The organism is Dyadobacter luteus (genome assembly GCF_003383615.1).
Classification (GTDB): Bacteria; Bacteroidota; Bacteroidia; order Cytophagales; family Spirosomataceae; genus Dyadobacter; species Dyadobacter luteus.
Genome location: NZ_QNUL01000042.1, coordinates 1 through 21,535 on the forward strand (window position 1 = coordinate 1; position 21,535 = coordinate 21,535).

Below are 21,535 nucleotides of genomic sequence, written 5' to 3' on the forward strand. Positions count from 1 at the left end.
CCATCAGCTAACGATAAGTACTGCAACTCTCGTTCGGGACTTGCACCCTATAGATATAGAACATGCCTGACACACACAAAAAAAACCGAAGCCACTCGCGCAGCTCCGGGTTTTTCACTAATTAATATATCCGGTTACAGTATGGCTTCAGCCAGAACCAGCACCTTGTTGTTAAGCACTTCCACTACTCCTCCGTCGATCGTGTAAGTTTGCTTTGTGCCGCTTACATCCACCACTACTTCTCCTTTACCCAATGTGCTTACCAACGGAGCATGACGGTTCAGTATCTGAAACTGTCCTTCCGTACCTGGTAGTGTAACGGCAGTTGCTTCGCCGTTAAATACCTTTTTATCAGGTGTAATAATATCTAAATGCATCCTTTTAAGCGATTAGCTGTTAGCGATCAGCTGTTAGCTATTTGCTAACTGCCCACTAGTACTTAAAAATTATGATCTGCTGGCAGCTTCTGCAAGCATTTTCTCACCTTTCGCCTGCGCATCTTCGATGGTTCCAACAAGGTTGAACGCCATTTCAGGAAGGTGGTCATAATTTCCGTCCATGATCAGGTTAAAACCTTTGATTGTATCGTTGATGTCAACCAATGTTCCTTTCAAACCTGTGAACTGCTCTGCTACGAAGAATGGCTGAGAAAGGAAACGTTCTACACGACGTGCACGTGATACCACAAGCTTATCATCGTCAGAAAGTTCTTCCATACCAAGGATCGCGATAATATCCTGCAATTCTTTGTAACGCTGAAGAATGTTTTTAACACGTTGTGCGCAATCATAGTGAGCGTCACCCAATGTTTCAGCATTCAAGATACGTGATGTAGAATCCAATGGATCCACAGCAGGGTAGATACCTTTTTCAGAAACTTTACGGCTGAGTACAGTCGTTGCATCCAAGTGAGCAAACGTTGTAGCAGGAGCCGGGTCAGTCAAGTCATCCGCAGGTACATAAACAGCCTGTACAGAAGTAATAGATCCACGTTTCGTAGATGTAATCCTTTCCTGCATCTGACCCATTTCAGTAGCAAGCGTAGGCTGGTAACCTACCGCAGAAGGCATACGTCCCAAAAGGGCCGATACTTCAGAACCTGCTTGTGTAAAACGGAAGATGTTATCAATAAAGAAAAGAATATCACGTCCCTGACCTTCGCCATCACCATCACGGAAATATTCCGCCATAGTAAGTCCTGAAAGTGCCACACGAGCACGTGCCCCAGGAGGTTCGTTCATTTGTCCGAAAACGAATGTAGCCTGAGATTCTTTCAATGAGTTGTAATCCACTTTTGAAATGTCCCATCCACCTTCTTCAAGGCTGTGTTTGAATGCGTCGCCGTATTTGATAATACCAGCTTCGATCATCTCGCGCATCAGGTCATTTCCTTCACGGGTACGCTCTCCAACACCTGCAAATACAGAAAGACCTGCATAAGCTTTCGCGATGTTGTTGATCAACTCCTGGATCAATACGGTTTTACCAACACCGGCACCACCGAACAAACCGATTTTACCACCCTTTACATAAGGAGCAAGCAAATCGATTACCTTGATACCTGTGAAAAGGATCTCAGTAGAGGTAGCCAGGTCTTCAAACTTTGGAGCTGCACGGTGAATAGAAATACCATTGCCCGTTTTGTCAACTGGTGTAAGGCCATCAATAGCCTCACCTACTACGTTGAACAAACGACCTTTGATAGCTTCTCCGGTTGGCATCTGGATAGGAGCCCCCAACGGAGTAACTACCATACCGCGTTGCATACCTTCGGTACTATCCATAGCGATCGTACGAACTCTGTCTTCTCCAAGGTGCTGCTGGCACTCAAGGATAACTCTTTGACCGTTTGTTTTGATGACTTCTAACGCATCAAGAATAGCAGGGATGCGTCCGGCGTCTTCAAACGATACGTCTACAACTGGTCCAATTACCTGTGTAATTTTTCCTGTATTTGTTGCGTTTGCCATTAATATGATTTAGATTATCTTCGATGAGGTTATTTTCAGACCGCAAAAGTAGGAGATAATTTGGTCAGTACCAACAGTTGCCCCCCTGATTTATAGGATATTTTTTAGAAAATCACCCTTTTTTATCTAAAACAGTATTCAAATTTTCAGAAAAGGGCATTTTGGAAATTCCATACGGAACTTTTTAAGAGACTTTCTTTGTAGAGGTCCCCTACTTCTGTGCCTGTTTGCCTGCGTTTCGTTACTGTTTTCACGAATTTTGCCAACGGCTGCGTTATAATTTCAATCTTTATGCAAAAACGCAGTAATCTTGCGTCTGCTAATTTTTAATCCGGTTTAAACCAACTGTATGAAGGAACTCTTTTTTTGGAGAGTATGGTCAACCTCCGAGCGCCGGGCTGCCGTTGCTTCCTTGCTGATCCTGTTTTTTGCAATCTTATTTTTTATCCTGAAAGGCTTCGATCCGCTTGCAAATGTAATCCGCTGGAATGTGCTCAGCGAGGTTTCTGAAATCTCCACTGTGGTAGATATATTCCGGATCGGGCAATGGCAATATGGCGTGTCTGTTCCATCTCAGCTGGTTACCGAAAACTTTATAGCGTCGGTTATGGAAACCGATCCCGTTACTGTTGGGACTTTCTGGTTATTTGCGCTTACTGGACTTTCCATTCTGCTTGCCTCTATCACTACCTTGCCCCGCTTTTGGTATTTGTCAGGGATGATCGTATTTATCATTCTCCTTGCACTATCAAGACTGGAAACCTTAGGAATATTCGGAGATGGAAATAAGGGAATGTTCCTGCTCTCCACTATACTATATGGCGGTTTAAGTTACTATTTTCATGCATTCAGCACAGAAAGCGGCATTGCAAGACGTATCATAGCTATGCTCGGCGTTTCTGCATTGCTAGCCATCATAGTTTTTCTTGCTTCTCCTCTGCCATTCCCTGCATTAGCGGCGGTTTCTTATTCAACACCTTTCTGGTTACTACTGACGGTAGTATTTCTGCTTGTCATATCCACAGAACTCATGGCACTGTTTGTGTGGATCAGTACAAGCGGATCAGGTAAAAAAGGAAAGCCGGCACTCATCAACTTTGTCGTCATCAGTATTCTGTTTCTGTTGATGCTCACATTACAATACCTGCGAAATACCAAACAGATTGACTGGAATATGACGCTTATCGGACCGGTATATCTGGCGATTGCAGCGGCGGTTGCCGGTATCTGGGGATTTCAGAAACGGGCCAACTCCATGGGAGCACTTATGCCGTTCCGGAGTTCGGGGTTCTGGTTTTATATGGGTTTGTTTATCATAGCCGCTTCATTTTCTGCCTATACATTCGGAACTGCAAATGATCCGCTGCTGGAAGTGATGGAGGATGTTGTCATTCAGGGACAGCTGGGGATGAGCCTGTTATTCTTTTTTTATATTCTTGTCAACTTTTTCCCTTTGTTCAAACAAGGCTTGGAAGTACATAAAGTATTGTACAAACCAATGCGCTTCGGATTGACACAAACCAGGCTTTTCGGAATAGTGGCCGTTTTTGTTCTGTTTTCGATTCAAAGACTCTTACCACTAAACCAGGGTATTGCCGGCTATTTCAACGGTTTGGGTGACTTGTATAGCAAAACGGGTGAATATACCCTTGCTGAGCAATACTACAAACTGGCGCTCCAGCAGGAGTTTCAGAATCATAAATCCAATTATGCACTGGCTTCTCTGGCACTCCGACAGGGCGATAATAATGCCGCGGCCTACTACTTCCGGCAGGCACTTCTGAAACAACCTTCTGCTGAAGCTTACGCAGGACTGGGTTCTATATTGATTCAGGAAAATTTATTCTTCGATGCTATTCACAGTCTGCAGGAAGGTGTTCGCGTATTCCCCGGGAGCGGCGAATTGCAGAACAACCTGGGTATGTTGTATTCCAAAACCAATGTAGCGGACTCTGCCTACTATTACCTTGAAAAAGCCGAGAAAAACAGCAAAAACACCGACGTTCCGGCAACAAACCTGCTGGCCATTCTTTCCAAAAATACAGATGTCCAGTTGCTCGACTCGCTGACTTCACAATTTAAACAGAGGGGATATATATCATGGCAGGCCAACTGGCTGGCGGTACAGAACCTGAAACAGCAGTTCTCCGGGCAGCCTTTCCAAAAAGATGCTATACCCAAAGATTCCCTGCTGAGCGTAGCCTCTTTTGCATACCTTCAGAACTATGCGCTGAATCAGGCTAAAAATGACAGCACTCCAGCGTCTACATTACAAGCCCTCGCTGTAAAAAACCCATTGCTCTCTCAGGATCTTTCCTTCACAGCTTTTTATCCTGAGTTTTATTCGGGAAATAAACTGAGAGCTATTGAAACAATCACAGCATGGGCAGAGGATGGCGGCGATAAAGAAAACCTGTACCGCAAAGTAGCAGGCCACTGGTTTCTTCAGTTAGGTTTGTATGAAAAGGCAATGGAACAGCTTTCCATGGTTGAAGGAGAAGAGGGAACGTTGGGCATGGCCATTGCCAATGCACTTTCAGGAAACGATGCCGTAGCTTCTTTGTTGCTGGATAAGCTTCAGGAAAAACAACCCGCAACCTCTCTGGAGCCACTCAGAAAAACGCTGCTGTCTGCAAAGAAGCCCGCATCCAAAGCTGATACTTTACTGGCAACCGCACAAAAATCGGGTAAGGATGCTGATTACAATGCGGCTGTAAGAGAGAATCCATTCAGTGGAAAAGTTGTAGCCACCACCGCAGAATGGTACCGACAAAAGAAGCAGATTCCGAAAGCGTATGCCATAATTGTAAATGCATTACGTTTCAATGATTACGCACCGGAGCTGTGGGAGCAATATACCTACCTGAGTCTGGCTCAGGGGCTCACCGACCAGGCAGAAACGGGAGCAACTAAGGTAAAACAGTATGCCTTGCCTGCCGATTATCAGCAATTTGTGAATCGCTATCAGCCTATGCGCGCACTTATCGAAAAACAAAGAGCGGAGTTTAAATGATTTTTTAGTTTAGCAATTGGTAGCTGTGTTTACAAAGCTGTAAAGAAAATATCTATGACTTTAACCTGGACGACATCTTTGGGAGGACGCGAATACCGGATTTTCAGAGGAAAACTGATCGCCGGCCTTTTCAAAACGAGTGTATGGAAAGGGGACGGTTATGGAGAATTGAACGGGTATATGATCACTTTCAAGCCGAAGGGTTTCTGGCAATCCGAAACCATCATTTTTGACATAGAAGGAAAGAGGGAGCTTGGAAGCATTACATATAAGTTCTGGAAACAACGTGCTGAAATAAAATATGAAGGAGAAATCTATCATTTTCGATATACATCCTGGACGCATCAGTCGTGGGAAGTAACAAAGGATAATGACTTCGCTAACTTCAAATCTACCGGCTTCTGGAAAAATAAAGGAGATGTGTACAGTGAAGGATTGTCGGGAGCAGTTGTGCTGAGTGCCTTTTACACACACCAACATTTTACCCGAATCAATGCATCAGCTGCCGTTTAACCATTTTGTTGACAACAAAGTTATCTGAAGATCATACGCATTACATCATGAAAATTATTGAAACATCTGATATTTCGCGCCGTTATGTCATGGGTAGTGAAGTGATTCAGGCTCTGAAATCGGTAACCATTTCTGTAAACAGGGGAGAGTATGTCGCATTTATGGGCCCTTCCGGTTCCGGGAAATCTACATTGATGAATATCATCGGCTGCCTGGATACCCCTTCCACCGGCCGCTACATCCTCAACAATAAAGATGTAAGCGATATGACAGAAAGTGAACTGGCCGAAATCCGGAATAAGGAAATCGGGTTTGTTTTTCAGACTTTCAACCTGCTACCACGTATGTCTTCGCTTGATAATGTAGCACTTCCGCTTATCTATGCCGGGCTGAGTAAGGCGGACCGTACCGAAAAAGCTATGCTTTCACTGAAAAATGTAGGGCTGGAAAACCGCGCAGGTCACCGTCCCAATGAGCTTTCCGGTGGACAACGCCAGCGTGTGGCCATCGCCCGTGCACTCGTAAATGATCCGAGTATATTACTTGCCGATGAGCCTACAGGTAACCTGGACACCAAAACATCCTATGAGATTATGGATCTTTTCGATCAGTTGTATAGCAAAGGAAATACAATTGTGATGGTTACCCACGAAGAGGATATTGCACACTACGCCCACCGGATTGTTCGCTTGCGCGACGGACTGGTAGAGTCTGATACTATTAATCCGAATCCTACAAAGGTGAGCTCTTTTGTATAAGAAGCTTACCGAAATAAATAGATTCTCTACCTTTGCAGCTTAGAAACCGTCAGAGGTATAACAGATTACAGGAAATTCGGATAAATTACTGATGCTTGGTAATTTATCCGGATTATTTTTAGTTAAAGTCTTTGTATAAAGCTTGCTGACTACGTTATTCTCATCTAAAAAATGCTCATTTACGATAGTAAACTGCGCTTTTTAGCTTTCGTAACCTTGTCATCAAACTTTCTTCTGCAGACTTTTGAATTGCTATTAGTATAAAAATTTATGAAGATTAATTTTAAAGACCTTATCATATTTGAAAATGACGACTTTTTGCTCGTCAATAAACCTCCCCATTTGGCAACTTTGGATGAAAGAACTGCTGACCGGGGAGGAAGTTTGCTAAGGCTTGCCAAGGAACATAATCCTGAACTACAGGCAGCGCACCGGCTTGATAAAGAGACTTCGGGTGTGCTTGCTTTTGCCAAAAATCCGGCAGCCTACAGGCACCTTGCCATGCAGTTTGAACACAGGGAGGTGACCAAGCGTTACCATGCTGTAGCGAATGGTATTCATAATCTGGACAGCATTTCAGTATTTCTGCCCATTCTCGCGCTGAAAAATGGTACTGCGGTAAAAATTGATCGCGCGGAAGGTAAAATGGCCGAAACCATTTTTAACACCCTAAAAGTGTACCGGGGATATTCGCTGATCGAATGTATCCCCATTACCGGACGTATGCACCAGATCCGCATTCACCTGTCGTGCCTGAAAGCGCCGATCGTCAATGATCCTCAATATGGTGGTGAACCTATTTTCCTTTCCAACCTGAAGCGCAAATTCAATTTGAAAAAGGACACAGAAGAACAACCGCTTATTCAGCGTGTTGCACTTCACGCTTACGCACTTTCATTTGCATTGATGGATGGTGAGCGCATCATGGTAGAAGCGCCGTATCCCAAAGATTTTGAAGTGCTTGTCAAACAATTGAATAAGTTTGGCGTATAGACTTAGCATGATTTTAGTAAGGATGGACTGGGAAATCAGTCCATTTTTCATTTAAAGTTACCGCTATGCTCATCCGAATACTTCGCAAAAGATCTCTTTTAGCACTTTGTTTATCCTTGTTTCTATCTTCAATGACCTGCGCTCAGAGCACTTCCAAACACGACGTGATTCTGAAGCGTGACAGCACCAGAATTCAGGCACTGATTACCCAAATGACCAATGAAAAGATCAACTACCGTGATTTGAGCACAGCAGATAGTGCCAAAGCTTTTATCTCCATGGATCTGGTTGCGAAAGTTTATCTGAAAAATGGAAAGATTTTGAGTGTACGGGATTCTGTTTTAGCAACTTCCACACCTCCTGATTCCGTTGGACAATATGCAGACCTGGCCAATTTACCAAACGATGAATTTGAGAGAAGTGTTGTGATGGCGAATTCTGATCAATTAAGAGATAAATACCGGTACTACAACGACAAAGCCATAGATGGAAAAAGAGGGGCGATCATATTCACTTCGTTGGGTGTTGCGTCTCTCGTTTCCGGACTGATTGTAGCGAATACAGGCTCTTCTACAGACAATAAAAAGATAGGATACCCTCTGGCTGTAGCGGGTACAGTTGTTGGTGGAGGTTTAGGACTTATTACTTTTACCAACCACAAAAGAAACAGCGCAAAAGCTCAAAAAGTAAAAAACGAGCTCGAAAGAAGAAACCAACCTCTTACGGTCCGTTTAAATCCTTCATATAATCCTTTCAATAATTCGGGCATGCTGGCTCTGAGAATATCTTTTTAGTTTTCGTAGCTTTACGAGAACCAAAATCTCTCTGTATATCAGCTGTTTCATGAAAAATGTTTTCTGCCGAATTCATATTACCTCGTCATTGCTCATTCTGATACTTTCCTGTCTTATCGCCAATGCGCAATCTGTCACTACAAGCGATACCATTGTATTGCGAAGCGAAGCAAAACTGGAAGCAATTGTAAGAGGAATTCAGCAACACACCGTTACATATAACAAACCGAATAGCCCTGATGGACCGATACTTACACTGAATAGATTGGATATAGCTCAGATCAAATACGGGAATGGAGAGACAACCGTTTTTGAAGAGAAAAAACAAACCTATTTCAAGTTTAACAAGCCCAAAACCGACACGACCGCCACTAAATATAGAAATGGCAAATTCTATAATCTGCCTATCAAGACAGTTCGTAACTGGAATAATGAGCAACTACAAACCAACTATCCCTTTTATCTGAAAAAGGCTGAGGGGTTTCATAAAATGGGGATCGCAGGCGTTGTCTGTGGTGTTACCGGCACCGTACTTGGTATAGGATTACTGACTGCAGGAAATAATGCGGCAGGAATTGATGGTATTATGCAGGCTATGTTAGGTGCAGCCTTTTTTTCAGCAGGCCTGGGTGCTGGTATTCCATTTGTCCTTACTGGCTTTCTTAGAGAAAAAACTTATAAAAAAAGAGCAATGCTGGTTCAAGAAGAACTTCGAAAAAGGAATCAGCCATTGGGTTATCAATTAGCTCCTGCTATCAATTCTTCACCCCAAATGGCAGGATTAGCATTGAAGATGACTTTCTGATAATCTTTGTTAGTTTCGCGTTGAACTCAACTATGTTACATTTATGAAAATAAATTTCCCTGTTTTCAAAGTTTTATTACTACTTAACTGCGTCTGTCAGCTTTGTGTAGCCCAAACAGCCCCTAAAAGCGACACAATTATTTTCAGGAATGACGCGAAACTGGAAGTTTTAATTAAGGAGATTCAGGAGCATGCTATATCATATAAAAAGATAAACGATCCCGAGGGAACAGTCTTTACAATTAATAAGTCTGAAATAGCGAGGATTCATTTTGGTAACGGCGATACAAAGGTTTTCGAAGAAAAGGAGCAAGCTTATTTTGAATTCAGTAACAGCAAAACAACCAAAGCAGCCACACCTTTTCAGAAAGGTCAGAAGTTCTATAATCTGCCTATCCGTAACGTGCAAAATTGGCAGTCGGAACAACTGAGAACTAATTATCAATTTTACCTTAAAAAGGCTGATAACTATAAAAAAATGGGAACGGTTGGTGCTATAGGAGGAGCCGCACTAACGGGCATAGGGATTGGAATTATGAGCGGTGCAAGCAACTCTATCAATTCGTACAATGGATTCAACCAGTTTCTGGGAGGATATATGCTTTTCCTGATAGGTATTGGAGCAGGTATTCCTTTGACGATCATAGGGTTTGTTAAAAAGAAAAGCTATACCAAGAGAGCACTTCTTGTCAGAGAAGAGCTTCGGAAACGGGATAAATCGTTTGGGTTTAACATAACACCGGTACTTAACCCTTCAACCCAAATGGCTGGGGTATCTCTAAAGATGACTTTCTAAATCATAGGCACAAAAAATCGGCTTAGATTAATCCAAGCCGATTTTTTTGTGCCTTGTTATTTCTTAGAATTTGAAAGTAATACCTGCTTTAAGTGGAGAAGCGTTGTATCCAACTTCAGCAAATACCCCCATTGTAGGTTTGAAGTAATAACGAGCTCCGGCAAATGCTCCGAAGAATACGCCGTTATCATATGCATTATCATAGAATCCCGTCCAACCACTTGGGTCTTTATAATTGGCAATTCTGTAACCAATAGATGGTCCTGCATAAAGATCCAGATTATCAATGGTCAGGAAGTGCTTTCCAAAATGATAAGAGCCCCTGGCAGCAACTGTGAAGAAAGTATATTTCCATTTGTAACCTCCAAATCCATTACTCCAGGTTACCAAATCAGCCTGACCACCCACGCTGATAAAGTCGTGTACACCGCCTTCAAAAGAAGCACCAACACCAACACCGCCGCCACCATATGTGCCGCCAAGGTTAATACCGGCATTCAATAATTTATCTCCTTTTTCAAATTGTGCAAAAGCTTTTTCGGATGTTACGCTGAATAAAGCTGCAACAACAAGCATTAATAGAGTCTTTTTCATGTCTGTGAGTTTGATTATTAATATTTAATAAAGGCACAAAGTAAAATCATTTTCCACCATGTCTCAAAACTTATGCCACCGATACTTATTATACGGAATAAATTTTGGATGAGCGGTGGGCACAAATCAAGCCCACCACCCATATGCATTAAATATTCTTTCTCAACTTCTCTTTGAACACCTTTTTAAACTTATCAAGCTTAGGTGCAATCACAAACGCACAGTATCCCTGATCCGGGTTATTTGCATAATAGTTCTGATGGTAATCCTCAGCAACAAAGAACTTTACAGCAGGGGTAATTTCGGTTACAATCGGCTTACTGTAAGCCCCTGATTTATCCAATTCAGCTTTTGCTGTTTCTGCCAATTGCTTTTGCTCTTCATTATGATAAAAAATTACTGAGCGGTACTGCGTTCCCACATCATTTCCCTGGCGATTGAGTGACGTTGGATCATGACTGCGGAAAAATGCTTCAAGTAAGTCCGCATAAGTAATCACTTTGGGGTCATAAGTCACCTCCACACACTCCGCATGGCCTGTCTCTCCGGTACAAACTGCCTTGTAAGTAGGGTTAGGATCATGCCCGCCCGAATATCCGGAAACCACCTTTTTGACTCCGTCCAGAGATTCAAGGACCGCTTCTGTACACCAGAAACATCCTGTTCCGAAGGTAGCCTTTTCAGTTCCGGCAGTGTTCACATTTGTTTCATCCAGAGCAACTGTTTCTTTCTCCATTTTTTTACGTTGTTTTTTATCCGACTGTGCACAGGATATAGCAACCATGCCACACAAAAATATAAAAGTGAAAAGCGAGATGGTTGTTTTCATTGGCTTGATCATTAAATTATACAATTGATAAACACCCACAGATTGAAGAAAGTTTATTCTTTCCGTGACAGATTATTTACGAAATTTGGCACAAAAAAGATTGCTCCCTTTTCATTTGGGAAATATATCGCTCTCTGTTCACCAGCATCATGACCTATCTTCATTTCAAAGCACTTCATATCATTTTTGTAGTCAGCTGGTTTGCCGGCTTGTTCTATATACCCAGGCTGTTCGTCTACCACACTGAAGCAAATACCAAACCTGAAGCAGAACGAAATATATTGATTGCTCAGTTTGTTAAAATGGAAATGCTGCTATGGAAAGCCATTATGGTTCCTGCGGCATGGCTGGCCATTATCTTCGGGGGAATTCTGCTTTATATCACTCCTTCCTGGCTGGAACAGGATTGGATGCAACTCAAACTACTTTTTGTAGCCGGACTCCTCGCTTATCATTTTTTTACAGGAAAAATCCGGAATGAGTTGAAAGAGGGCAAATATCGGTTCACTTCTTTCCAGCTCAGGCTATATAATGAAGTAGCAACGATATTTCTGTTCTCCATCGTTTTTCTGGTTGTGCTCAAAAATACCGTAGATTGGCTATGGGGAGTACTCGGACTCATCACGTTCGCTATACTCATGATGACGGCCGTGAGAATCGTTAAACGAATCCGCGAAAAGGGAAAAGAAGGAAAATAAATAAAGACTGAAAGTTTTATAATTCTTTCTTGAAAATCTCAAATACGTTTACTTATCTTTGTGAATATAGAAAAAGGTCGCAAGACTCAAAAAATATGAATTTCACATTTAATACTATTGGTTGGTGGCGCGGACGTCTTAACAGGATGGACCGGTAACTGCTATTTTATGGTATAGAATGAAAAATATACTTCCCTAATGGCCCGCTGTCCTTCCGATGGCGGGCCTTTTTTTGTTATTTATAATTCGATTTTTGAAATGAAAACTTTGACCAACACTTACCGTATCACCACCAGCTATAAAAAACTGCTGGCCGATACGCTCACACCCGTATCCATCTACCTGAAACTGAGAGACCGGTTCGTAAATACGATCCTACTCGAAAGTTCGGATTACCACGGAAATGAAAACTCATTTACCTATATCTGCTGTGATCCGGTAGCCTCGTTTAAACTGAATAACAGTCAGGTTAGCGTTCATTTCCCTGATAATACAAATGAGCAGTTTGTGCTGGAAAACCCTAAGGATGCAGTGCAGGCGCTATACGGATTTGCTCAGAGTTTTGTTTCAGAAAAAAGTGCTTTCCCGTTCATTACCAATGGTCTTTTCGGCCACATGACTTACGACGCGGTATCCTATTTTGAAGATATTCAGATCCAGCCTTCCAGTCCTGAAACGGAAATAGATCAGATATTTTATCAGGTATACCGCTATGTAATTGCGATCAACCATTTCAAAAATGAGTTATATATTTTCGAACATCATTATGAAGGCGGAGACGAAGGTACAGGACTCGACCAGATTGAAATCCTGATCAAAAACCGGAATTTCCCCAAATACGATTTCAAAATTGCATCGGAAGAAACATCCAATGTGACAGACGATGAAATGCGCACCATTATTCGTAAAGGAATCGATTATTGTCTTCGCGGCGATGTGTTCCAGATCGTTCCTTCACGCCGGTTCAGCAGGGATTTTCAGGGCGACGAATTTAACGTGTATCGTGCGCTGAGATCCATCAATCCATCTCCGTATTTGTTCTATTTCGATTACGGCAATTACAAGATTTTCGGTTCTTCTCCTGAAAAGCAGATATTTATCAAAAACGGTCAGGCAGAAATCCACCCTATTGCCGGAACCTTCCGACGTACCGGCGACGACCAGGCCGATGCCGAAGCTGCTCAGGATTTATTAAATGACCCAAAGGAAACAGCAGAGCACGTTATGCTGGTTGATCTTGCCCGCAATGACCTGAGCAGAAGTTGTGATGCTGTCCAGGTTACCAACTACAAAGAAGTACAGTATTATTCTCACGTTATACACCTGGTTTCTAAGGTAGTAGGAAAAATGAACGAAAACGTAAATCCCTTACAACTTGTAGCCGACACATTCCCCGCCGGAACACTTACAGGCGCACCCAAGCACAATGCCATGAAACTGATTGACGGTATGGAAAATACCAACAGAAGCATCTATGGAGGAGCAATCGGATTCATGGATTTCAACGGAGATTTTAATCATGCCATTGCGATCAGAACTTTCCTCAGCAAAGACAATACGCTCTTCTACCGCGCCGGAATGGGCGTTGTAGCCAAGTCTGTTGTAGAAAGTGAATTACAGGAAATCAACAGCAAACTGGCTGCGCTAAGGAAGGCGATAGATTTCGCGGAGGAAATATAGACAGCCGTGAGCTGTTAGCAATTAGCTATCAGCTTTTGAAAAGTTGTGGTAAAAAAGATAAGTCAACAAGAACACAAGCTAACAGCTAATCGCTGATGGCTAATAGCCAAAAAATATGAAAATCCTCGTTATAGACAATTACGATTCCTTTACATACAACCTGGTATATATCCTGCGCGAGCTGCATGATCAGGTTGATATTTACAGAAATGATAAAATCTCACTGGAAGATGTGGATCTGTATGATAAGATACTGCTTTCTCCCGGCCCGGGCATTCCATCCGAAGCAGGAATACTGCAGGATGTAGTTCGGAAGTATGGTCCTACAAAAAGCATTTTAGGCATTTGTCTGGGTCACCAGGGAATAGGGGAGGTTTACGGTGCCGAACTTGAAAATATGTCGGATGTGCTACACGGGATCAGCGATACCGCATATGTAACCGACCCTGAAGACCGGATTTTTAAAGGCCTTCCATCAGAGATTAAAGTAGGACGCTACCATTCCTGGACTGTAATTCCTGAAACATTCACCGATGATATGAAAATCACCGCCGTGGACGATAAGGGCAGAGTTATGGGGCTTTCTCATAAAACCTATGATGTAAAAGGTCTGCAATTTCATCCTGAGTCGGTACTTACAGAACATGGGAAAGAAATGCTGAAAAACTGGTTGAATATCTGATTTCTCCGGTATGAATGGTTTCTGTTTACAGGAAATATCATTCAAACTTTTCTTTATCCAGTACAGGAATATATCTTACTATTAAATGAAAACTATTTTAACGCATCTGTTTGAATATAAGGTTTTAACAAAACAACAAGCTAAAGAAATCCTGATCGGTATCAGTTCAGGACAATACACGAATTCTGAAATCGCAGCATTTCTTACCATTTATGCCATGCGAAGCATCACAGTGGAAGAGTTGGAAGGATTTCGTGATGCCATGCTGGAAATGTGCCTGTCTGTCGATCTTTCAGCTTATGACCCCATTGATGTCTGCGGTACCGGCGGTGATGGAAAGGATACATTCAATATCTCTACCTTGTCCTGCTTTGTTGTAGCAGGCGCGGGGCAAAAAGTGGCCAAACACGGGAATCATGGCGTTTCGTCTTTGTGTGGATCGTCTACGATTCTGGAATATCTGGGTGCGAAGTTTACCAATGAAAAGGGTATACTTGAAAAACAGATAGAAAACGCAGGTGTATGTTTTCTGCACGCCCCGCTCTTTCACCCGGCCATGAAAAACGTTGCTCCTGTACGCAAAGAATTAGGCGTAAAGACGTTCTTCAACATGCTTGGACCGATGGTGAATCCTGTGTCTCCTCAAAAGCAACTGGTAGGGGTTTTCAGCCTTGAATTGGCACGGCTTTTTGCGTATCTTTACCAACAGACCGACAAGCAGTTTTTGGTGCTGCATGCACTGGACGGATATGACGAAGTATCATTAACAGGTGCATTTAAAATAATAACAGCACACTCTGAGCAGGTATTGACCCCGGCTCATCTGGGACTGGATACTTTACGTGCAGAACAGCTTTTTGGCGGAGAAACAGTAGAAGCTTCGGCTAAGATTTTTATGAACGTTTTGAATAATGAGGCTACTGAAGCGCAAAAACAAGCCGTGCTTGCCAATGCTTCTCTGGCTTTGTACTGCGCTAATCCAAACCAGTCTCTGACAGACGCCGTAGCAACAGCGAGAGAGTCATTGGAAAGTGGAAAAGCACTCACCAGTTTCAAAAAACTGATCGAAATATGATAACTAGCCTGGATCAACTGGATATTAACGAAACCTACAGCTATGCCGATTATCTTAAATGGCAGTTTAAGGAGCGTGTGGAGTTGATCAAAGGAAAAATTTTTAAGATGTCACCAGCTCCTGCAAGGAGACATCAGCGCATTTCAAGTGTGTTTCAGGGCGAGCTCTACAAGTTTCTGGACAATAAAATTTGCCAGGTGTATTCAGCCCCCTTCGATGTCCGGCTCACACCGGCCAAAAATGATCAGAAGAATAAAATTTACACGGTTGTTCAGCCGGATATTTGTGTAATCTGTGATTCTTCCAAGCTGGACGATAAAGGCTGTATAGGAGCTCCTGACTGGATTATTGAAATACTTTCTCCGGGAAACTCTCAAACCGAAATGAAAAATAAATTTGAGGTTTACGAAGAAAATGGAGTGAAAGAATATTGGATAGCAGATCCGACCAGCGAGGTCGTTTTTGCCTACATCCTGAATGAAGATGGAAAATATGTTGGATTAAAGCCTTTTACACTCGAAGAAAATGCGACGAGCCATGTTTTTCCTGACTTCCAATTAAGTGTAGCAGCTATTTTTAAAGATTGATATGATCCTGAATCGTTTTATCGCTTTCGTCTTTTTTGCAATCAGCTTTTGTAGCATTTCAAAAGCGGCAGTTACTGACGGCAGCAAAAAGGAGAGAAAAAATTACGATTATCTGCTCTATACTCCAAAGGATTACACTACATCCGGCAAGGTTTATCCACTGGTGATCTATTTACACGGAAGTTCTCAGAAGGGGAATGATCTCAGTAAACTGAAAGCCTACGGTTTACCGCAAATGATCGAAAAAGGAGAAAACTTTGACTTTATCATCGCATCTCCTCAATGCCCTTCCAACGCTCCGCTATGGTCATCGGAGAATTGGTTTGAACCCTTGCTTGAAGAACTGACAAGTAAGTTGAACGTGGATATGAACCGGGTGTACATTACCGGAATAAGTATGGGCGGTGGCGGTGCTTTTGAAGTTGCAAAAGAAAATCCTGATACATTTGCGGCAGTTGTTCCGTTATGTGCCTGGCAAAGTTCTGCAGAAGATATTTGTAAGCTTAAGAACATACCTGTCTGGACTTTACATGGCGCCGCCGACGATATTGTACCGATTTCTCAAACAGAGGAAAAAGTAAAAAAATTGAAAGCCTGCGGAGGAAATATCAAATTTACTTCGCTCGAAAATGAAGGGCATGCTATTCAATGGCTTTATGCAGACAAAACTAAATACCGTATTCTGGACTGGATGTTGAGCCAAAAGAAAAAATAAGGCAAATGAATATATTAGAAAAAATAGTTGCCCGTAAAAAGGAAGAAATCGCTGCAGCTAAGACAGTTAAATCAATCTCCGATCTGGAAAAAGAACTGTTGTTCGCAAGAAAAACGGTATCACTCGCTACGGCTTTGAAACAGGCTGAAAAGCCACGAATTATATCGGAATTTAAAAGAAAATCCCCTTCCAAAGGTGTGATCAATGGAGCTGTAGATCCGGCAAAGGTTACAAAGGACTACGCGAATGCGGATGCGGTTGCGTTGTCGGTACTTACAGATATTGATTTTTTCGGAGGTTCCTTTGGTGATTTCGCTGCTGCGCGGCAAGCAAATCCCGGAATACCTATGCTGAGAAAGGATTTCATGGTAGATCCGTATCAGCTGTATGAAGCAAAGGCAATCGGAGCTGATGTTGTTCTTCTGATTGCAGCCTGCCTCACTCCCGGGGAAGTTGTTTCTTTGAGCGAAAAGGCACATGAACTGGGACTCGAAGTGTTGCTCGAAGTACACAATGCAGAAGAGCTTAAAGCGACGCTTTGTAACAGCGTTGATATCGTTGGAGTGAATAACAGGAACCTTAAAACCTTTGATACCTCCATTGAAACTTCCATTGCCCTGAGTGAACACATCCCTGATTCTTTTGTTAAGATATCAGAGAGTGGTTTGAAGGATGCTGAAACTATTCAACGTTTATATCAGCATGGCTACAAGGGCTTTTTAATAGGTGAAACCTTTATGAAGACTGTGAATCCGGGAGCCGCACTTGCAGATTTACAAAATGATTTATCTCAGTTCAGTAATCAAAATCCTCTGGTTCTATGAAAATAAAAGTTTGCGGAATGCGCCAGCAAGGCAACATTGAAGAGTTAGTAGCATTGAAACCTAACTTTATCGGGTTTATTTTCTTTGAAAAATCACCCCGTTTTGCCGGTGAAGAATTGAATGAGGAGTATATCAAAGCTATTCCTAATGATATTAAAAAAGTAGGTGTATTTGTAAATGCTAATCCGGGATATATCCTGGATACAGTAAAGAAATACGACCTCCAGTATGCACAGTTGCATGGAAACGAAATGCCTGATATGTGCCGTAGCCTCCGCCAGAAAGGGGTAAATATCATCAAGGCTTTCTCTATTGATGAGAGTTTCAACTTTGCCATGCTGAATAACTATAAATCATTCTGTGACCTGTTTTTGTTTGATACAAAAGGTGATCAGCCGGGTGGAAACGGAAAGACGTTCGACTGGAATCTGCTTAAAAAGTATGACAATGAAAAACCATTTTTCCTGAGCGGAGGAATCGGTCCGGACAACCTCGAAGAGGTTATACAATTGTCGAAGTCAATGCCTATTTATGGTATCGATGTAAATAGTAAGTATGAAACAGAGCCAGGCATCAAAGACATATCAAAACTGACAGCGCTGTTTGCATCAGTGAGAGTAAAAGAGGAGGAGGAAGCAGAAGCTTAAATAATCAACATGGAAGCAGTAGCAGAAAAAAATTCGTTTCAGGTCAACAGCCGTGGATATTATGGAACATTCGGAGGAGCATTCATTCCAGAAATGTTATTTCCTAACGTAGAAGAGCTGCGGGAAAATTATCTGAGCATTCTATCAGATCCTGGTTTTCAGAAGGAATATGATGATCTTCTTCGTCATTATGTAGGTCGCCCTACACCTTTGTACCGCGCCAACAGGTTATCTGAAAAATATAAAACCAATATCTTCCTGAAACGTGAAGACCTGTGCCATACAGGCGCTCATAAGGTGAATAACACCATAGGGCAGATACTTCTTGCCAAAAGGCTCGGAAAGCAGCGTGTAGTGGCCGAAACAGGTGCCGGCCAGCATGGTGTGGCTACGGCTACCGTATGTGCGCTCATGAATATTGAATGTATCGTATACATGGGTGAACTGGATATCAAAAGACAAGCACCCAACGTGGCCCGCATGAAAATGCTTGGCGCCGAGGTTCGTCCTGCAACTTGCGGATCAAAAACGCTGAAAGATGCTACCAACGAAGCCATGCGCCACTGGATCAATAATCCGGTAGATACGCATTATATTATCGGCTCTGTAGTGGGCCCTCATCCGTATCCGGATATGGTGGCTCGTTTTCAGTCTGTTATTTCTGAAGAAATGAGATGGCAGCTTAAAGAACAAACCGGTAAAGAAACGCCCGACTATGTGGTGGCCTGTGTAGGGGGCGGAAGTAATGCAGCAGGTGCTTTTTATCACTTTCTGGATGAAGAAACTGTGAAACTGGTAGCGGTAGAAGCAGCTGGTTTGGGTATTGATTCGGGTCACTCTGCGGCAACTACGGCATTGGGAAGGCCAGGTGTATTACACGGCAGCCGGACAATTTTGATGCAAACTGAAGATGGGCAGGTGACAGAACCGTTTTCTATCTCAGCCGGTCTGGATTATCCGGGAATTGGTCCTCAGCACGCTCATTTGTTTGCCAGCGGACGCGGTACATTCTTGTCTGCAACAGATCAGGAAGCCGTTGAAGCTGCATTCGAACTTACCCGGTTGGAAGGAATTATTCCGGCTTTGGAATCGTCTCACGCACTCGCTGTACTAGGACGCCTGGGTGCAGGAGAAGATGAAAATGTGATCCTTAACCTTTCAGGAAGAGGAGACAAGGATATGGCTACATACATGAAGTATATCGGTTGATCTGCTTTAATCATTAAAAATATGGCAACGCTTACATTACCTGAAGTATTTGACCTGCGTCTCAAAATACAGGAGCTGGAAACAAAAGTAAGTTCCGGTGAATTATCACTCTTTGAAAGGTGTGATCTCGAAGATGAAATACTGTCACTAAAAGAAAAACTGGGAGAATTTGACCGGATGAAATTCAGTGACGAAGGTGAATGCCTGAATTGCTCTGCATAGATTTTTTATAGTTTAAACTTAACCTTTTCTTCCCCAATGAAATTAAGATTGCTTTTCCTGGCCAGCTTGCTGATGATCGGTTCAATGGCCTTTGTTTCACCTAAAAGTACACCGCCTAAAAAAATGCTACGTCACGTTGTATTATTGAAGTTTAAAGATTCCTCTACGCCGGAGCAGGTGAAAGAGGTTGAAGATGCTTTCCGTAAGCTGAAATCTAAAATTAAAGAAGTTAAAGACTTTGAATGGGGACTTGAAAACAGCCCTGAGGGATTGTCACAAGGCTTTACACATATCTTCTTCGTTACTTTTAACAGTGAAGAAGATCGCGCAGTATACCTTCCTCATCCCGACCACAAAGCATTTGTAAAGGTACTGGAACCACAATTGGATAAAGTACTTGTTGTTGACTACTGGACTAAAGAATGAACCGGATAACTAGTTTATTTAAAACTGCGGCTGAAAGTGATAACGATGGCTTGTTGAATGTATATTTCACGGCTGGCTTTCCGAAACTGGATGATACGATTACCGTACTAACTGCTTTGCAGGACGGAGGCGCAGATCTTGTCGAAATCGGGATGCCCTATTCTGATCCTGTGGCAGATGGTGAAACCATTCAGCATAGCAATGACGTGGCGCTGGAGAACGGCATGTCTGTACGTATTCTGTTTGAGCAGCTGCAAGGTATGCGTGATACAATCACAGTTCCGGTGTTGCTGATGGGATACATCAATCCCGTTCTTCAGTTCGGAATTGAAGCATTCTGCAAGAAGTGCGCGGAAGTGGGCGTGGACGGACTTATTCTTCCGGATATGCCTATGGATGTATATGAAACTGAATACAAGCCACTGTTTGATGCTTATGGCATCCTGAATATCTTCCTTGTAACACCACAAACTTCAGAAAAGCGCATCAGACAAATTGATGAGGTGGGAGAAGGTTTCATTTATACCGTTTCATCTGCCAGTGTTACAGGTTCCCAAAGTGGGGTTAGTACCAATATGGAATCCTATTTTGAGCGGTTGAACGACATGCAACTGAAAAATCCGAGACTGATCGGCTTTGGTATTAAGGACCATGCAACTTTCAGCAAGGCTTCGCAGTATGCAGCAGGAGCTATTATCGGTAGCGCTTTCATCCGCGTGTTGATGGAAAGCAACGATCTTGTAAATGATATCAAAACATTTGTTTCTGAGGTAAAAAATAAGCCACTCACAACAGTAGAAGCTTAATAAAAAGAACAGAAGAAATAAGATGCTGTTGGCATCAATTTTGTAAAAAGCAATCCGTCACCGGGTTGCTTTTTTATTTACCCTTATTTCTCATAGGTATGATATTCAGGATAATACTTATCTGCTGCTTTCTTTTGAATGCTTTGGACAGCTTCGCCCAGTTTAGTCTTGATCTTGAATCAGGTCTTGTTCCCGGTACAAACTATAACAAAGTAAGAATCCCTAATTCAGGCGGTACTATTGTCAATCTTGCTGATGAACTCTCCATCAAACCAAAAGTATTCTTTCGGCTCCGAGGAACCTATACCATAGCAGGCAGACATAATATCTCAGCTTTGTACGCACCGCTGTCTGTCACTTACGATGGCTCTTTCAACAGAGATGTAAATTTCAATTCTCTCATTTTCCAACATGGAACACCATTAGAGGTTTTCTACAAATTCAATTCTTATCGTCTTACCTATCGATATGATTTTGTACGCACCGGACGATGGAGGGTAGGAGCAGGGCTTACAGGAAAAGTAAGAGATGCTGATATACGCTTTAAAAACGACATCCACGAAACACACTATGACGACCTGGGATTTGTGCCTCTGGTCAATTTTTATGCTGCATACAAGCCTTCCTATCGTTGGTCTTTTATTGTTGAAGGAGATGCGCTTGCTTCAAAATTTGGTCGTGCTGAGGATATTTTTGCCGGTGCGGCTTATCAGATAAATTCGCGACTGGGTGTTAAGTTGGGTTACAGAGTGGTGGAAGGTGGAGCCGACGTAGATAAAATCTATAACTTCAACTGGATCAACTATGCATCTGTAGGTTTGCTGGCTACATTCTGAGTTTTTCTGTATTTTATGTTGCTCTCTCACGTGCGTGAAATCTGCCGGATCCAAAGGATAAGA

24 protein-coding genes are annotated in these 21,535 nt (G+C 42.6%); 20 read left to right on the top strand and 4 right to left on the bottom strand.

Annotated elements, in window-relative coordinates:
- Positions 1-134 precede the first annotated feature (134 nt).
- Positions 135-377 (bottom strand): ATP synthase F1 subunit epsilon, encoded by a 243-nt coding sequence (gene atpC, locus DSL64_RS27385; RefSeq protein ID WP_115834159.1) that lies wholly within the window; start codon positions 375-377, stop codon positions 135-137.
- Positions 378-446: 69 nt separating this feature from the next.
- Positions 447-1,970, bottom strand: coding sequence for a F0F1 ATP synthase subunit beta (gene atpD, locus DSL64_RS27390; RefSeq protein ID WP_115834160.1), 1,524 nt, complete (start codon positions 1,968-1,970; stop codon positions 447-449).
- A gap of 349 nt (positions 1,971-2,319) precedes the next feature.
- On the opposite strand from atpD, the gene DSL64_RS27395 reads away from it, so the two are divergent.
- The 7 genes from DSL64_RS27395 to DSL64_RS27425 all read left to right on the top strand — a co-directional run bounded on the left by DSL64_RS27395 (position 2,320) and on the right by DSL64_RS27425 (position 9,642).
- Positions 2,320-4,983, top strand: coding sequence for a tetratricopeptide repeat protein (locus DSL64_RS27395; protein ID WP_115834161.1), 2,664 nt, complete (start codon positions 2,320-2,322; stop codon positions 4,981-4,983).
- Positions 4,984-5,037: 54 nt separating this feature from the next.
- Positions 5,038-5,496, top strand: coding sequence for a hypothetical protein (locus tag DSL64_RS27400; RefSeq protein ID WP_115834162.1), 459 nt, complete (start codon positions 5,038-5,040; stop codon positions 5,494-5,496).
- A 47-nt stretch (positions 5,497-5,543) separates the two neighbouring features.
- Positions 5,544-6,254 (top strand): ABC transporter ATP-binding protein, encoded by a 711-nt coding sequence (locus tag DSL64_RS27405; protein ID WP_115834163.1) that lies wholly within the window; start codon positions 5,544-5,546, stop codon positions 6,252-6,254.
- 270 nt (positions 6,255-6,524) lie between these two features.
- Complete coding sequence (locus tag DSL64_RS27410) at positions 6,525-7,247, top strand: RluA family pseudouridine synthase (RefSeq protein WP_115834164.1); 723 nt, start codon at positions 6,525-6,527, stop codon at positions 7,245-7,247.
- Positions 7,248-7,312: 65 nt separating this feature from the next.
- Positions 7,313-8,041 carry a hypothetical protein gene (locus DSL64_RS27415; RefSeq protein ID WP_229217250.1) on the top strand — a complete coding sequence of 243 codons (729 nt, stop codon included), beginning with the start codon at positions 7,313-7,315 and terminating at the stop codon, positions 8,039-8,041.
- 49 nt (positions 8,042-8,090) lie between these two features.
- Positions 8,091-8,846: a hypothetical protein gene (locus DSL64_RS27420; RefSeq protein ID WP_115834166.1), complete on the top strand. Its 756-nt coding sequence runs from the start codon at positions 8,091-8,093 to the stop codon at positions 8,844-8,846.
- 43 nt (positions 8,847-8,889) lie between these two features.
- Positions 8,890-9,642: a hypothetical protein gene (locus DSL64_RS27425; protein WP_115834167.1), complete on the top strand. Its 753-nt coding sequence runs from the start codon at positions 8,890-8,892 to the stop codon at positions 9,640-9,642.
- A 63-nt stretch (positions 9,643-9,705) separates the two neighbouring features.
- Here DSL64_RS27425 and DSL64_RS27430 read toward each other — a convergent pair whose 3' ends face one another.
- Together DSL64_RS27430 and msrA are read right to left on the bottom strand one after the other, a co-directional pair.
- Positions 9,706-10,236, bottom strand: coding sequence for a hypothetical protein (locus tag DSL64_RS27430; RefSeq protein ID WP_115834168.1), 531 nt, complete (start codon positions 10,234-10,236; stop codon positions 9,706-9,708).
- Positions 10,237-10,384: 148 nt separating this feature from the next.
- A complete protein-coding gene (gene msrA, locus DSL64_RS27435) occupies positions 10,385-11,065 on the bottom strand; it encodes a peptide-methionine (S)-S-oxide reductase MsrA (RefSeq protein ID WP_115834187.1) in 681 nt (226 codons plus the stop codon).
- 149 nt (positions 11,066-11,214) lie between these two features.
- Here msrA and DSL64_RS27440 point away from each other — a divergent pair, with 149 nt between their 5' ends.
- The 13 genes from DSL64_RS27440 to DSL64_RS27500 all read left to right on the top strand — a co-directional run bounded on the left by DSL64_RS27440 (position 11,215) and on the right by DSL64_RS27500 (position 21,472).
- Positions 11,215-11,763: a CopD family protein gene (locus DSL64_RS27440; RefSeq protein WP_115834169.1), complete on the top strand. Its 549-nt coding sequence runs from the start codon at positions 11,215-11,217 to the stop codon at positions 11,761-11,763.
- A gap of 258 nt (positions 11,764-12,021) precedes the next feature.
- A complete protein-coding gene (locus tag DSL64_RS27445) occupies positions 12,022-13,443 on the top strand; it encodes an anthranilate synthase component I family protein (RefSeq protein WP_115834188.1) in 1,422 nt (473 codons plus the stop codon).
- Between the two features lie 115 nt (positions 13,444-13,558).
- Positions 13,559-14,125, top strand: a complete 567-nt coding sequence (locus tag DSL64_RS27450; RefSeq protein WP_115834170.1) for an anthranilate synthase component II — start codon at positions 13,559-13,561, stop codon at positions 14,123-14,125.
- Positions 14,126-14,210: 85 nt separating this feature from the next.
- Positions 14,211-15,200, top strand: a complete 990-nt coding sequence (gene trpD / locus DSL64_RS27455; protein ID WP_115834171.1) for an anthranilate phosphoribosyltransferase — start codon at positions 14,211-14,213, stop codon at positions 15,198-15,200.
- On the top strand, positions 15,197-15,787 hold the full coding sequence (locus DSL64_RS27460) for a Uma2 family endonuclease (protein WP_115834172.1): 591 nt from the start codon (positions 15,197-15,199) through the stop codon (positions 15,785-15,787). Before trpD ends, DSL64_RS27460 begins: the two co-directional genes overlap by 4 nt.
- Position 15,788: 1 nt before the next feature.
- Positions 15,789-16,502 carry a carboxylesterase family protein gene (locus tag DSL64_RS27465; RefSeq protein ID WP_115834173.1) on the top strand — a complete coding sequence of 238 codons (714 nt, stop codon included), beginning with the start codon at positions 15,789-15,791 and terminating at the stop codon, positions 16,500-16,502.
- Between the two features lie 5 nt (positions 16,503-16,507).
- Positions 16,508-17,326: an indole-3-glycerol phosphate synthase TrpC gene (gene trpC, locus DSL64_RS27470; RefSeq protein ID WP_115834174.1), complete on the top strand. Its 819-nt coding sequence runs from the start codon at positions 16,508-16,510 to the stop codon at positions 17,324-17,326.
- Positions 17,323-17,973 carry a phosphoribosylanthranilate isomerase gene (locus DSL64_RS27475; RefSeq protein ID WP_115834175.1) on the top strand — a complete coding sequence of 217 codons (651 nt, stop codon included), beginning with the start codon at positions 17,323-17,325 and terminating at the stop codon, positions 17,971-17,973. The genes trpC and DSL64_RS27475 overlap by 4 nt, the downstream gene beginning before the upstream one ends.
- Positions 17,974-17,982: 9 nt before the next feature.
- Positions 17,983-19,182 carry a tryptophan synthase subunit beta gene (trpB, locus tag DSL64_RS27480; RefSeq protein ID WP_115834176.1) on the top strand — a complete coding sequence of 400 codons (1,200 nt, stop codon included), beginning with the start codon at positions 17,983-17,985 and terminating at the stop codon, positions 19,180-19,182.
- 21 nt (positions 19,183-19,203) lie between these two features.
- Positions 19,204-19,404 carry a hypothetical protein gene (locus DSL64_RS27485; protein WP_115834177.1) on the top strand — a complete coding sequence of 67 codons (201 nt, stop codon included), beginning with the start codon at positions 19,204-19,206 and terminating at the stop codon, positions 19,402-19,404.
- Between the two features lie 36 nt (positions 19,405-19,440).
- Positions 19,441-19,830: a Dabb family protein gene (locus DSL64_RS27490; RefSeq protein ID WP_115834178.1), complete on the top strand. Its 390-nt coding sequence runs from the start codon at positions 19,441-19,443 to the stop codon at positions 19,828-19,830.
- On the top strand, positions 19,827-20,636 hold the full coding sequence (gene trpA, locus DSL64_RS27495; protein ID WP_115834179.1) for a tryptophan synthase subunit alpha: 810 nt from the start codon (positions 19,827-19,829) through the stop codon (positions 20,634-20,636). Before DSL64_RS27490 ends, trpA begins: the two co-directional genes overlap by 4 nt.
- 98 nt (positions 20,637-20,734) lie before the next feature.
- Positions 20,735-21,472, top strand: a complete 738-nt coding sequence (locus DSL64_RS27500; RefSeq protein WP_115834180.1) for a porin family protein — start codon at positions 20,735-20,737, stop codon at positions 21,470-21,472.
- The last annotated feature ends 63 nt before the right edge of the window (positions 21,473-21,535 follow it).

Excerpts from the sequence above, each read along its gene's own strand:
- msrA (WP_115834187.1), bottom strand. The coding sequence starts at position 11,065 with ATGAAAACAACCATCTCGCTTTTCACTTTTATATTTTTGTGTGGCATG.
- DSL64_RS27440 (WP_115834169.1), top strand. The coding sequence starts at position 11,215 with ATGACCTATCTTCATTTCAAAGCACTTCATATCATTTTTGTAGTCAGC.
- DSL64_RS27500 (WP_115834180.1), top strand. The coding sequence starts at position 20,735 with ATGATATTCAGGATAATACTTATCTGCTGCTTTCTTTTGAATGCTTTG.
- trpB (WP_115834176.1), top strand. The coding sequence starts at position 17,983 with ATGGAAGCAGTAGCAGAAAAAAATTCGTTTCAGGTCAACAGCCGTGGA.
- atpC (WP_115834159.1), bottom strand. The coding sequence starts at position 377 with ATGCATTTAGATATTATTACACCTGATAAAAAGGTATTTAACGGCGAA.
- DSL64_RS27445 (WP_115834188.1), top strand. The coding sequence starts at position 12,022 with ATGAAAACTTTGACCAACACTTACCGTATCACCACCAGCTATAAAAAA.
- DSL64_RS27420 (WP_115834166.1), top strand. The coding sequence starts at position 8,091 with ATGAAAAATGTTTTCTGCCGAATTCATATTACCTCGTCATTGCTCATT.
- trpA (WP_115834179.1), top strand. The coding sequence starts at position 19,827 with ATGAACCGGATAACTAGTTTATTTAAAACTGCGGCTGAAAGTGATAAC.
- DSL64_RS27450 (WP_115834170.1), top strand. The coding sequence starts at position 13,559 with ATGAAAATCCTCGTTATAGACAATTACGATTCCTTTACATACAACCTG.
- DSL64_RS27395 (WP_115834161.1), top strand. The coding sequence starts at position 2,320 with ATGAAGGAACTCTTTTTTTGGAGAGTATGGTCAACCTCCGAGCGCCGG.
- DSL64_RS27400 (WP_115834162.1), top strand. The coding sequence starts at position 5,038 with ATGACTTTAACCTGGACGACATCTTTGGGAGGACGCGAATACCGGATT.
- trpD (WP_115834171.1), top strand. The coding sequence starts at position 14,211 with ATGAAAACTATTTTAACGCATCTGTTTGAATATAAGGTTTTAACAAAA.
- DSL64_RS27485 (WP_115834177.1), top strand. The coding sequence starts at position 19,204 with ATGGCAACGCTTACATTACCTGAAGTATTTGACCTGCGTCTCAAAATA.
- DSL64_RS27405 (WP_115834163.1), top strand. The coding sequence starts at position 5,544 with ATGAAAATTATTGAAACATCTGATATTTCGCGCCGTTATGTCATGGGT.
- DSL64_RS27465 (WP_115834173.1), top strand. The coding sequence starts at position 15,789 with ATGATCCTGAATCGTTTTATCGCTTTCGTCTTTTTTGCAATCAGCTTT.
- DSL64_RS27425 (WP_115834167.1), top strand. The coding sequence starts at position 8,890 with ATGAAAATAAATTTCCCTGTTTTCAAAGTTTTATTACTACTTAACTGC.
- DSL64_RS27475 (WP_115834175.1), top strand. The coding sequence starts at position 17,323 with ATGAAAATAAAAGTTTGCGGAATGCGCCAGCAAGGCAACATTGAAGAG.
- atpD (WP_115834160.1), bottom strand. The coding sequence starts at position 1,970 with ATGGCAAACGCAACAAATACAGGAAAAATTACACAGGTAATTGGACCA.
- DSL64_RS27415 (WP_229217250.1), top strand. The coding sequence starts at position 7,313 with ATGCTCATCCGAATACTTCGCAAAAGATCTCTTTTAGCACTTTGTTTA.
- trpC (WP_115834174.1), top strand. The coding sequence starts at position 16,508 with ATGAATATATTAGAAAAAATAGTTGCCCGTAAAAAGGAAGAAATCGCT.
- DSL64_RS27490 (WP_115834178.1), top strand. The coding sequence starts at position 19,441 with ATGAAATTAAGATTGCTTTTCCTGGCCAGCTTGCTGATGATCGGTTCA.
- DSL64_RS27430 (WP_115834168.1), bottom strand. The coding sequence starts at position 10,236 with ATGAAAAAGACTCTATTAATGCTTGTTGTTGCAGCTTTATTCAGCGTA.
- DSL64_RS27460 (WP_115834172.1), top strand. The coding sequence starts at position 15,197 with ATGATAACTAGCCTGGATCAACTGGATATTAACGAAACCTACAGCTAT.
- DSL64_RS27410 (WP_115834164.1), top strand. The coding sequence starts at position 6,525 with ATGAAGATTAATTTTAAAGACCTTATCATATTTGAAAATGACGACTTT.